An 11,706-nucleotide genomic window follows, 5' to 3' on the forward strand; every position below is an offset into this window, starting at 1 on the left:
CCTGGAAAGAATATCAATTGATTTTATTCCGGATGGCATTTATTTTTTTTATCGCCATCTCTATTCCCAACAGCATAGAGTGGTATAAACAACTGGCGCAACTCAATTGGTTACACCTGAACTACCGTGATCTGTACGATATCGCGCGGTTTGGCTCCGGTATTAATGTCGTAGGCAATACTATTTTTGGCAGTCCGTTGTTAGGATACGCCAACTGGATTACCACTGCATTGATAGCCATAGCTGGCGGCCTGATATGGACCGGCATTGTGAAGGCGCGCAAATTGCCCCGGAAAGAATATTACACGGCCTGGTACTGGCTACGTGTAGTCGTTAGGTATAGAGCAGGTATCGGCATCATCGGTTTTGGATTTACCAAGCTATTGCCGGTACAGATGCCTTATCCATCTCTCGGTATTTTAAATACCAACTTCGGTGATCTCACCGCGCAAAAAATATATTGGTTATCGGTAGGTATAGTACCCTGGTACCAGGTGTTTGCGGGCGTAGTGGAAATAACGGCGGGTACCTTATTATTCTTCCGGAAAACAACTACGCTGGGTGCTATTTTGTTGTTTGCCGCTTTGGGAGATATTGTATATGTGAACTTTGCCTACGATGGCGGGGTACATGTATACAGCAGTTACTTTGTGCTACTGGCGGCTTTACTGCTGGTCAATGACGTACCCAAAATTTATCGTTTGCTGGTGCAGGAACGTTTTACGGTGCCGGTAAATTATTATCCTTCTTTTTCGGAGAGATGGTTACGCTATACGCGCATAGGGCTAAAGTCTGCTACCATCTTCCTTTTTCTGGGTGTGCTGTTTTATCTGCAGCTCATCAACTTTCTGTATGATCCTTACAAACAGCCGGCAGTAGCGGGTGTAAAGCAATTACGGGGCAACTACCTGGTAACGGAATTTCGTTTAAACGACCAGGTGATTCCCTACTCACCGCTGGATTCCGTTCGCTGGCAGGAAGCTACTTTTGAGAGCTGGTCTACTTTTACCTACCGGGTCAATACACCGCATCCGCTGGATCTGTCCAATGGTGGTGGTGATCCGCAGCGGGATGTAAACCGGACTTTTGAAATAACCGGTTTAGCTGGCGGGCAACGTGCTTTCCACTACTATGCCGACGAGGTCAACAAAGTGCTTTACCTGGAAGATAAATACAAACCTATTCCGGATAGGCGTAACCGTACCGCGGGCGTAGGTGGAGATGGTGGCGCCCCCGTAGATGAAGCCGCAGAAAAGGCTGCCCGTAAAGAAGCCGCTAAAGCAACCAATAACTGGATACCTGCGGAGGCATGGAGAAATATCGGTGACGAAGCGCTGAAAATAGATCCGCTGGCATTATCTGCCCGCAGGGCAAAAGATTATGCAGCGGCGCCTGTGAATGAAAACCGTAAACGTTTCATTGTAAAGTATGCCACGAACGACGGAGCGCATATTATACTCACGGGCACAGACGAAAACAAAAACAGCATTTATGTAGTGCTGGACCGGGTAGATAAAAAATATGCATTAACGCCGAGCACATTGAATGCAGGAAAATATTAGGAAGAGATATGATCATTAAACGCTCCTCCTGTTACCGGGTGGCTATTGTCGTGGTGTTGGGTATGCTGGCTTGCCATACCAACACCCGGCCACCGGATGCCGGCTGGCCATCGCATTTTGGGTTTGGCCGTACCGCCACTGCTGCGCAGATAGATTCATTGAATATTTCTATTTCACCGGATGGCAAAGGATTGCCTGCTGGCAGTGGAAACGCCATCAACGGGCAACGCATCTACCTCGCAAAATGTGCGGCCTGTCATGGTGAAACCGGTGCAGAGCCTACACCTAACCGCCTGGTGGCGCCTATGGGCGATACCGCCCGCGTGAAAACCATTGGCAACTACTGGCCTTATGCCACTACCGTATTCGATTATATCCGCCGCGCCATGCCCTTTAATGCACCGGGATCGCTCACCAATGAAGAAGTATACAGCCTCACGGCTTTCCTTTTATACCGCAACCAGGTGATTGATAGCACGCTGGCATTAAACGCCGGGAACCTGCCGCAAATAGTGATGCCGGCGAAAAAATATTATGTGGATGATGACCGCCGCGGAGGGAACGAAGTAAAATGAATAGTTATGACATGGGAAGATAAAGAAGACCACAAGGGCAAAAAGATACCAAGAAGAACAATGTTGAGAGCCGCCGCTGTTTCCGCTGCTGCGGCGTTGATGGGGGCCTCCGGAGTACAGCGTGCGCCGGGCATTACACCCGCTGCCCGTGCCGGCAATAATTTGCCAATAACACCGGGTGCAGACAGTACTTACGCAGATCCTACTAAAATCACGGGCACTTTGCCTGGAAAGCTTGGTACCCGTTCTCCCTTTGAGCAACCGCTAAAAAAGCCATCCGACATTTCTTCGCGAACACCCCTCCAGGACCTGTATGGTATCATTACACCTTCCGACCTGCATTTCGAAAGAAGTCATGCCGGCGTGCCACTGATTCATCCGGATAAATATGAATTACTCATTCATGGCATGGTGGAACGTCCGATGATCTTTACATTGCGCGATTTAAAACGTTTTCCGGCCGTTTCCCGCATCGCCTTCATAGAATGCTCGGGCAACTTCAGATCGGGCAAGGAAACCATGACAGCGCAGGAAATTTGTGGACTCACCAGTCAGAGTGAGTGGACCGGCGTGATGCTCTCCACTTTATTCCGGGAAGTAGGCGTAAGCCCTAAAGCTACCTGGTTTCTGGCGGAAGGTTCTGATGCCGCGGTGATGACCCGCAGCATCCCGGTACAGAAAGGATGGAAAGATGCCATGATCGCCTACGGACAAAACGGAGAGGCCATTCGCCCGGAACAAGGGTATCCTGCCCGCCTGTTTTTACCAGGATGGGAGGGGAACACCAATGTAAAATGGATCCGTCGGATCGAATTATCTGATCAGCCTTTCATGACGCGGGAGGAAACATCCAAATACACAGAAACGATCCGCGATCATAAGATCCGGCAGTTTAGCTTCGACATGGATGCCCGGTCTATCATCACCTATCCTTCTTTTCCACAACAGGTAGAAAAAGGCTGGATAGAAATACGGGGCATTGCCTGGAGTGGGCGCGGAAAAATTGACAGCGTGGAAGTCAGCACAGATGCCGGTAAGCACTGGGTAAAAGCCGTGCTGCAGGAACCCGTGCTGGATAAAGCGCATACGTATTTCCGTTATCTGTGGTACTGGGATGGAAAGCCCACAGAAATTATGAGTCTCGCGGTAGATGATACAGGTTATCGCCAGCCCACCATGAAGCAATTAATACAGGCCAGAGGCACCGATATGGGCGGATATCATGTAAACCCTGTCACCGCCTGGCTGTTAAAGGGCGACGGCCATGTTGTATTCAGGCCGGAGAAATGGAAATAGCTATTCAAATAAAGTGAGGTCATCGCGGGTAACGGCATGAAAAAGATTTTGCAGCTGGTGTACGTGTACAATTGGCCGGCCGTAAGGGACCAGGCCCCCGGCAGCATCCGTGAGCGGCTGGAATACGTCATTTTCACTTCTTACGTGTACACTGTGCAGCCGGTTGTATTTGAGAGAGTATACGTTTACATCTTCTCCATAATCAGGATCCCCTTTAATAAAACCAAACCTGGACAGCAGGTAAATGTCCAGGATGACGGGATTCACCTTTTCACAACGCAGTTTACTGAGCGGCAGCCCGGAGTTATAAACGAATCCCTGTAAAATGCCTTCTACCACAAAGGCTGTTTCTTCCATGTTATAATCAAAGTAGGACACATAGTTCCCGATCCGGATATCTGACTCCTGTATCATGTAAACGGTCTTAAGAAAGTAATATCAGTAAAAGCGTAATCAGTGCGGGCAATGCCTGCACGAAAAAGATCTTTTTATCTGCCGTCAGGGCGCCATATAATCCGGCTACGATAACGCAGCTTAAAAAGAAGATAGCTACCCGGGCGGCCCACAGCGGATCTGAGATGAAAAAGGTCCAGGCCAGACCTGCAGCCAGAAAACCATTATACAATCCCTGATTCGCGGCCAACGACTTCGTTGGTGCAAAGAGATCTTTCGGAAACTGCCGGAATACTTTGGGGCCACGGGTTGTCCATGCGAACATTTCGAACCACAAAATGTACAAGTGTTCCAGCATCACCACTGCAATCAGGATCTTGATAACTATCTGCATAATGGAGTTGTTAAATGATACCTGATAAATATAATCAAATTATCTTTTCAAGCAGCCATGCAAGCGCCAGTGCGAGAAGGGTACCTACGGCATAGCATATGCAATCGCTCCAGAGGAAGCCATGGCCCAGGATAATGCCCGCAGGGGTATTACGGAATTTTACCGCCCAATCGGCCTGGTATAATTGCTGTACTTCAATAAGGATACATATAATATAATTGCTGATGCCGATTTTCCATAATGGAGTAGCAGGGTAGAGAAACCGCACGCCAAAGAAAATACAGGTGGCGGAAAATACATCGCCTCCATATATTTTTACGATATCAGGAAAATATTGAGGAGCCCACCTGGTGGCAAGTCCTAAAGGGATATTCAATAAAATGAGGAAGAAATAGATCCAGCGCCGTTTTGCTACCATAGGTTATAAAAAAACGATAAATATAAGAAAGATATTCCTATATGTACAGCCACTGGCCGGCGGAATGGCAGAAAAACCATCCAGCCGGATAAAAAAAGCAATAACCCATGTGGGTTATTGCTGGTTATCGGTTTCTACGTTACTTTTCTTTTTTCCGCGGTTAGTACCACCCTTACGGCCAATAGCGGCCATGTGTTCACGATTCTTGCTCACGGCTTCACCGCCTTTTTTACCTGCTGCACGTGCTTCTTCAGATGTAAATTTATGGGCTACACCTTGTTGATGCGCTGCTTTTCCACCTTCTCTTGAAATGGCACGTTGCTGTTCAGGGTCCATAGAAGCAAATCCGCGTTTACTATGCTTACTTTTTTGTTCCGGATTTTTCTCCTGTACATGGGTTACTGGCGTGGCATGTTGAAATCTGATGTCTTCCATAATCCTGAATTTTTATAGTGATAGTAGTTAAACATTCTGCTTACGGGGATCAAGATATGTGCCACCACCTGTTTCCCACGCCAGAGGCGATATTATGAGATAGGGGAAATAGAAATAGGGCAATACATTCCACAATCCATAGAATTTTTAACACACTTTCCGGACCGTTCCCCATTTTATTCGCATCAAATGCCTCATTTTCCGTGGCTTATATTTTGTTTACATAACATCGTTATTTCTTTTTCTACACCCATCTAAATTTTTTTGTCATGGCAAAGTATTCAACAGCAGTGCAGCGTAAAGTCAAGAAAGTAATGCGTGAAATGGAAGAAGGCAAACTTAAAAGTGGCAGAAGCAACAAGAAAGTAACAAGCCGTAAACAAGCCATCGCAATTGGCTTGTCTGAAGCAAGAGCAGAAGGCGCAAAGGTGCCTAAAAAAGCAGCGGCTAAAAAAACAACCCCCAAAAAAGCGGCGCCTAAAAAAATGGCGGCTAAAAAAACGGTGGCTAAAAAAACAACCCCCAAAAAAGCAGCTCCTAAGAAGATGACGGCTAAAAAAGCAACTCCCAAAAAAGCAACCGCGAAGAAAGCAACCGCAAAAAAAGCAACGACTAAACGTGCTACTGCCAAAAAAGCGGCAGTAAGGAAACCGGCAGCTAAAAAGGCAACTGCCAAAAAGGCGACCACTAAAAAAGCAGCACCAAAGAAAAAGTCAGCTGCCCGTAAAAAATCAGCTGCTAAGGCCTGAGAGAAGCATTTCCAGGTCATTTTTACCTTTCCAATATAAGTCATAAGGCCGGTGAGTACACAGCACCGGTCTTTATTTGTGGTATATCACTTGCGACTTCTTTTATATGGAAAAACACAGCATTACTGTGATCATAAAAGGTAAGCCCTATGGATTGATCATCACAATCGATAAGGGTGCATTGGAAACAGCATTTCAAGTAATTCCTGATGTAAGAGAACATGTGCTGGAAGAATTTGAACCCCATACCAGGCATTTTACCGCCGATCACGAAGACACTCTGGAAGGAAGCATCCGTACCGTGGAATCAGAACAGATCGCCCGTATCATCTGGGAAGACATTCTCGACAAAATGAAATAACCCCCGGTTGCTTCACAAATCAAATCACGGTTGTACCTTCGCGACAAAGCGAGCGTGAATAGCTATGATGGTAACCGATAAAACCTATAAAAATACCAATCGAAGGGAAAGGATCATATTCCTGGTGAAACTACTGGTATATCTGGGCATTGTGTATTTCAATATTGAACATCCTGCCGTTTACAACAAATTTGTCTGGTTATTTAAACTAACCAATGCACTCTCTTTTTTCCTGGGTGCTAACCTGGTCATTTCACTGGCCTGGCTGGTCATTTTATCCTGGTATACCCGCCGCCATCGCACCAAGCCTATTGAAAGAGATAATTTTGTGTTAGGCATTAACAGAATCACGTCTGTATTAAATACTTTTTTCCTGCTGCTGTCTATTACCCTTTTCTTTGGGGTAGACCTGCTGCGGCTTGTAACCAGCATCACCATTGTGGCGGCAGCCATTGCCCTGCTCACAAAAGATTATATTACCAATATGATCAATGGGCTGATCATCATGTTTTCTGATCAGCTGTCACTCGGTGATCATGTACGTATAGGAGACTATAAAGGGAAGGTGATGGATATTACCCTCATTAACGTAGTGCTACAGAACGATGATGATGATATCGTGATTATTCCCAACTCCGTAGTGTTTACTTCCATTGTATTGAACCAGTCCAAACAAAATATCAGGAAGCTGACATTGGAATTTGAACTGGATCATAAACATCCTTTTACGATCCGTGGATTGGAAGAGCGGCTGAGAAACAGTGTGAACGGGTATGTCCGCAGCTTTACTCCCGAAAGTTTTTCACTGAAAACAATAGAGATCAAGAAAGACTTTGTACAATTTAAAGTACAATTGCTCATGCCCGTGGCCGACAAAGAAACAGAGCGACAAATCCGGCGCGCCCTTAACACAGAAATCATGGCCATTGCAGAAGGAGCTGTTTAAACAGCTACCATGGCTGCTGTCAGCGTATCAATAAATTCATCTACCTGTTCCTTACTTACGTTAGGCATGCAGATAATGTGCGAGCAGCCATTTTCTGAAGCCAGTTGCCATTTACGGCGAATGCTTCCGGGAGGATCCGGAAACACCACCGTAATAGCATTGGGGTTACGCCATGCAGGGATGCCATTTTCGTTCAAACGCTCCACTGCATAAGCAGCTACAGCAAGGCTATGCCTGGCCCTTTCCTTTAATCCGGCAGATCCCAGGCTTTTTAGTGCGTACCATAAGAACAATGGACTATGGCCGTTTCTTGAACCGGTGATGGTGGTATCCATGCTACCGATATATGCGACAGAACGGGCTATTCTGTCGCGATTGGATTTTCTGGCAATCACCACTCCACAAGGAATGGGCGCGCCTATAAATTTATGTCCGCTGATGGCAATACTATCTGCCCCATCTGCAAAGTCAAATGCCGGCCGGGGTTCCAGGAAAGCACTGTAACTGCCGGACAGGGCGCCATCAGCATGAATATAGTGATGCCGGATCGCCAGGTTTTTCAAAATGCCTTTAATGCGGCCTACATCATCCCGGGCTTCGGTCATGGTGGTGCCTATATTAGCCAGCATTATGACCGGCAGATGCCTGTTCATACGAATGGTATTCTCCAGATCATCATAATCAATTTCTCCATTAGGTAACGTGCGGATAATAATAGCGGGCATATTCAGCAGGTGCAGGTTCTTTTGCACACTGTAATGGGTGGCCTCAGAATAATATACCATGCCTTTGGGATATAGCTCCCTGGCAAGATATAATCCATATAAATTTCCCTCTGAACCTCCATTGGTTACATATCCCCACCAGTCGTCTCCGGGGGCGCGGAACAGGTCCGCAAAAAACGAGACGACATATTTCTCCATCTCCCTTGAGCCCACCGTATAGGTAGCCGGTACAAACGGATCGCCCAGATTGTTAAGTGGATACTGCAGGAAAGGCAGCAATGGACTATAGTCAAAATCTTTAGATACAGGATAACCCAGGAAATCTTTGGTACGGGATTGTACCTGTGCTAACAGTTCATGCAGTGCTGCAGTATCAGCCGCAGCTAACCGGTACTCTTTCATAATTGTTTTTTACAGGTGTATGATGCTGCAAATGTATAGGATACTAAGTGTATTGAACTGGAAGCAATGTGATAATAGAAAATATATACTAATATTGTATAAATAATAGTTTAATTAAACTAGTTGTAAAAGAAAAAAGGTCTTTTATAAGATAAATATAACTGCCATGGATACACTGGATAAAACAGACCGCAGGATATTGCAGGTATTGCAAAACGATGCCCGGTTAAATACCAAGGAAATCGCGCATCGTATAGGCTTATCCGTTACACCTACCTACGAGCGGCTGAAGAAAATAGAGAAAAGTGGGGTGATTAAAAGCTATGTAACGCTGTTGCATGGTGATAAAGTAGGTAAAAACCTCATGGTCTTTTGCAACGTATCACTGCAACTGCATTCGCAGCCACTGATTAAAAAATTTGAAACCGCTATCGCGAAAATGGAAGAGGTGCTGGAATGCTATCACGTGGCGGGCACCTATGATTATCTGCTGAAAGTAGTAGTAGACGATATGCGCAGCTACCAGCATTTCCTGACCAATAAGCTGGCAGCGATCGAAAACATCGGGCAGGTACACAGTTCTTTTGTGATGACGGAAATTAAGCATACTACTGCGCTAAGCCTGGGCTGATCAGCGTCTCAGCACACTTACGCCGCTCACCGGATGATCCTGTACCACCATGGTATATGACCGCTGGTTGATGTCATGATCTTCTGATATCGGGAGGGTAAACGAAAAGCTGCTGCCACTGCCAGGCATACTGTTGAACCAGATTTGTCCATTGTTGCGTTCCACAAAATCTTTGGACAGATGCAGGCCCAAACCGCAGCCTTTCTCATTTTGGGTGCCGGTAGTAGAGTAATAGATATTGGAGAAAATACGGTGCTGGTTTTCCAGCGGAATACCGGTACCATTATCTTTCACCGTGATTTCAGCTGTTTCTTTGTTGAACTGCGCGGTGATCAGCACCTCGCCACCTGCCGGCGTAAATTTAATGGCATTGTTGATCAGGTTACGCAATACCAGCCGGATCATATCCGGATCTGCGTATACCATCGCGCTTTTGTTCAGCTCATGGGATAGCTTCACTTCCTTTTGTCTGGCAAGGGTTTGCAGCAAATCAAATTCACGGCTTAATAGCAGTGTGATATCAAAATCATCGGCTTTTACACCAATGCCTTTCATTTGGTTGCTGGCCCATTGAAGCATGTTGTCCATCATATAGGCCGTATTTTTTACATCCCTCCATAGTTCATCGGTATACAGACGGAACTGGTTGGCATCAATTTTTTCATCTTTCAGCAAAAAGAGCAGTCCTTCCAGAATAGCCAGTGGAGAGCGAAGATCGTGGGAGATCACAGAAAATATTTTGTCTTTCACCTGGTTCAGGTTTTCCAGGGTGGCATTCTGTTCCAGGATAATGCGGTTTTGCATAGACACTTCCCGGTTCTTGTTATTCAGTTCCAGGTACAATTCCTGTTGCTTTTTATAGAGGCGGTATACCATCACGGTAATGAGCAGCAGGGCGAGGAACAGTGCTGCGGCCGACAGTACCAGCACACGTTGTTGCTGTATAGTAGCCAGGTGCATGTGTTGTTCTTTCTTCAGTGCAATGTTTTCACGCTGCTTTTTTTCTGATTCATATTTTTCTTCAGAGCGGGAAATCTGTCGTCCCTTTTCTGCATTGAAAAAGTCGATATTCCGGTTGCTGAATTCCTTGTAATGATTGAATGCCGCCGCATAGTCTTTCCGGGCCGAATCCAGTTCATAGCGGATCTTATAATAGATCATTTCATTTTTAACATTCCCCAGTTTATCATTCAGCGTCTGGGCGTTGCTCAGATTTTTCTCTGCTCCTTTAAGATCGCCCAGCATCGTTTGTACTTCAGCCAGATTCAGACTTGCTTTCACCACGCCGGGTAAATTATCGGCTTCCTTATAGTAAGCGAATGAGAGCAGGTGATAACGCAATGCCTCATTGTAGTTGGCTTGCAGCATGGAAATGATACCCATGTTTTCATAGGTATAAGCCAATCCACGCCGATCATTGAGTTCCAGTTTTATTTTTTCCGCTTTCTGTAGAAAGTACATGGCGGAGTCGTGCATTCTCAGGGATATGTAGGCAGAGCCGATGTTGTTGAGGGTTTTCCCGATCTCCGTTTTTTCGTTTCGTTTTAATTTGATGTTCAGCGAAGTTTTCAAGTAAACGAGGGCATCCCGGGGGCTGTTCAGCTCCGTAAAAATATTACCCACATCATTATTCAATACCCCCAGCGTGTAGGGGTCGCCGGTGGTTTCTGCGAGTTTAAGGGCGTTGAGGGTCAACTGCATCTGTTGATCCAGGTGGCCTTTGGTATTTTCTACGAGGGCCAGGTTGCGTAAGGCCCATATTTTTCCGTTGGTATATTTAAGACTGTCGCTGATCAGCAGGGCTTCTTCTCCGTATCGAGCCGCTAATACCGCATCCCTGGTAAAGTAGATCCGGGAAATATGATTCAGCAGGTTGACTCTCGCCGTATCTCTTTTTATATGGGATTGAAGGGATGTAAGTAAAGAATCATTCATCGCCTGCTGCGCTACTATCGCGGGCGAAAGCAACATGAAGTAAATGGGGATTAAAATATATTTATTCAAAGGACTGGCCGGCAGCATAGTGTATAGTGTTGGCGGTGACAAGTGTGGAGCGATTCGGGGACGGTCCACTTTAATATAGGTTAAAATTAAAGATAATGTGCCACGATTCAAAGTAAGTTGGGATAAAAAGTGTTTTAAAGGTCAGTGTATTTAGTGTTATATCCCTATAAATCAAATAGGGTCGTATCTTTCAGGAAATTTTTATTTTTTTTAGTTTGTGAGGTCTGACGCTTAAAGTAACAATGCCAATGAAACCTGTTATTACAATAGAATATTGCCCTAAATGCGGCTGGTTGCTGAGAGCAGCCTATATGGCCCAGGAATTACTGACCACCTTTACAGACGATCTGGGAGGTGTAACCCTTCGCCCCAGTGAAACCGGCGGTGCATTTATTATTCGGCTCAACGATAGCATTCTGTTCGACCGTAAAGAGGCCGGGCACTTCCCTGAGATCAAATGGCTGAAGCAACTGGTGCGTGACCAGGTGAACCCGGAGAAAAGCTTGGGGCATTCCGACAGGCCGTAATGCCGGCGAGGGGATCGCCTTCGGCGATTGTCTTTTTCAGGATTAAACTGATTGAGATGATTTCCCGGATTTTTACTTTTATGATTTTGGGAGATATGAGTAGGTATTCCCTTTTATCTCCCCTTATTTTTTAATCTTATATCCGCTACAATAAAATCATCCCAATCACGGTTAATCATCTAAATCCTGAAAAAGACAATCGCCGGAGGGGATCGCCTTCGGCGATTGTCTTTTTCAGGATTAAACTGATTGAGATGATTTCCCGGATTTTTACTTTTATGATTTTGG

At 45.8% G+C, this 11,706-nt stretch carries 14 protein-coding genes; 8 read left to right on the plus strand and 6 right to left on the minus strand.

The window, feature by feature from the left end:
- From VIP81_RS24110 to soxC, 3 genes are all read left to right on the plus strand, one after another.
- On the plus strand, positions 1-1,562 hold a 1,562-nt coding region (locus VIP81_RS24110), incomplete at its 5' end, for a hypothetical protein (protein ID WP_331967379.1).
- An 8-nt stretch (positions 1,563-1,570) separates the two neighbouring features.
- Entirely contained in the window at positions 1,571-2,137 is a 567-nt protein-coding gene (locus tag VIP81_RS24115) for a cytochrome c (protein WP_331967381.1), read from the plus strand.
- 6 nt (positions 2,138-2,143) lie between these two features.
- Positions 2,144-3,433, plus strand: a complete 1,290-nt coding sequence (gene soxC / locus VIP81_RS24120; RefSeq protein ID WP_331967383.1) for a sulfite dehydrogenase — start codon at positions 2,144-2,146, stop codon at positions 3,431-3,433.
- On the opposite strand, the gene VIP81_RS24125 is transcribed toward soxC, so the two are convergent.
- The 4 genes from VIP81_RS24125 to VIP81_RS24140 all read right to left on the minus strand — a co-directional run bounded on the left by VIP81_RS24125 (position 3,434) and on the right by VIP81_RS24140 (position 5,073).
- Entirely contained in the window at positions 3,434-3,847 is a 414-nt protein-coding gene (locus tag VIP81_RS24125; protein ID WP_331967385.1) for a hypothetical protein, read from the minus strand.
- Positions 3,848-3,857: 10 nt separating this feature from the next.
- Positions 3,858-4,220 (minus strand): DUF1304 domain-containing protein, encoded by a 363-nt coding sequence (locus VIP81_RS24130; protein WP_331967387.1) that lies wholly within the window; start codon positions 4,218-4,220, stop codon positions 3,858-3,860.
- 34 nt (positions 4,221-4,254) lie between these two features.
- Complete coding sequence (locus VIP81_RS24135) at positions 4,255-4,638, minus strand: DUF2809 domain-containing protein (protein WP_331967389.1); 384 nt, start codon at positions 4,636-4,638, stop codon at positions 4,255-4,257.
- Positions 4,639-4,752: 114 nt separating this feature from the next.
- A complete protein-coding gene (locus tag VIP81_RS24140; RefSeq protein WP_331967391.1) occupies positions 4,753-5,073 on the minus strand; it encodes a KGG domain-containing protein in 321 nt (106 codons plus the stop codon).
- A 323-nt stretch (positions 5,074-5,396) separates the two neighbouring features.
- Here VIP81_RS24140 and VIP81_RS24145 point away from each other — a divergent pair, with 323 nt between their 5' ends.
- The 3 genes from VIP81_RS24145 (at position 5,397) to VIP81_RS24155 (ending at position 7,129) form a co-directional block, all read left to right on the plus strand.
- A complete protein-coding gene (locus tag VIP81_RS24145; protein ID WP_331967405.1) occupies positions 5,397-5,822 on the plus strand; it encodes a DUF6496 domain-containing protein in 426 nt (141 codons plus the stop codon).
- Between the two features lie 106 nt (positions 5,823-5,928).
- On the plus strand, positions 5,929-6,183 hold the full coding sequence (locus VIP81_RS24150; protein WP_331967393.1) for a hypothetical protein: 255 nt from the start codon (positions 5,929-5,931) through the stop codon (positions 6,181-6,183).
- A gap of 64 nt (positions 6,184-6,247) precedes the next feature.
- A complete protein-coding gene (locus VIP81_RS24155) occupies positions 6,248-7,129 on the plus strand; it encodes a mechanosensitive ion channel family protein (protein ID WP_331967395.1) in 882 nt (293 codons plus the stop codon).
- Here the strand turns inward: VIP81_RS24155 and VIP81_RS24160 are convergent.
- Positions 7,126-8,256: a histidine decarboxylase gene (locus tag VIP81_RS24160; protein ID WP_331967397.1), complete on the minus strand. Its 1,131-nt coding sequence runs from the start codon at positions 8,254-8,256 to the stop codon at positions 7,126-7,128. The genes VIP81_RS24155 and VIP81_RS24160 overlap by 4 nt on opposite strands.
- A 166-nt stretch (positions 8,257-8,422) precedes the next feature.
- On the opposite strand from VIP81_RS24160, the gene VIP81_RS24165 reads away from it, so the two are divergent.
- Positions 8,423-8,887, plus strand: coding sequence for an Lrp/AsnC family transcriptional regulator (locus VIP81_RS24165; RefSeq protein WP_331967399.1), 465 nt, complete (start codon positions 8,423-8,425; stop codon positions 8,885-8,887).
- Here the strand turns inward: VIP81_RS24165 and VIP81_RS24170 are convergent, their stop codons facing one another.
- Entirely contained in the window at positions 8,888-10,858 is a 1,971-nt protein-coding gene (locus VIP81_RS24170) for a tetratricopeptide repeat-containing sensor histidine kinase (protein ID WP_331967401.1), read from the minus strand.
- A 281-nt stretch (positions 10,859-11,139) separates the two neighbouring features.
- On the opposite strand from VIP81_RS24170, the gene VIP81_RS24175 reads away from it, so the two are divergent.
- Positions 11,140-11,418 carry a SelT/SelW/SelH family protein gene (locus VIP81_RS24175; RefSeq protein WP_331967403.1) on the plus strand — a complete coding sequence of 93 codons (279 nt, stop codon included), beginning with the start codon at positions 11,140-11,142 and terminating at the stop codon, positions 11,416-11,418.
- Positions 11,419-11,706 lie beyond the last annotated feature (288 nt).

Origin of the sequence: Chitinophaga sp., from assembly GCF_036566945.1 — a bacterium.
Lineage (GTDB): Bacteria > Bacteroidota > Bacteroidia > Chitinophagales > Chitinophagaceae > Chitinophaga.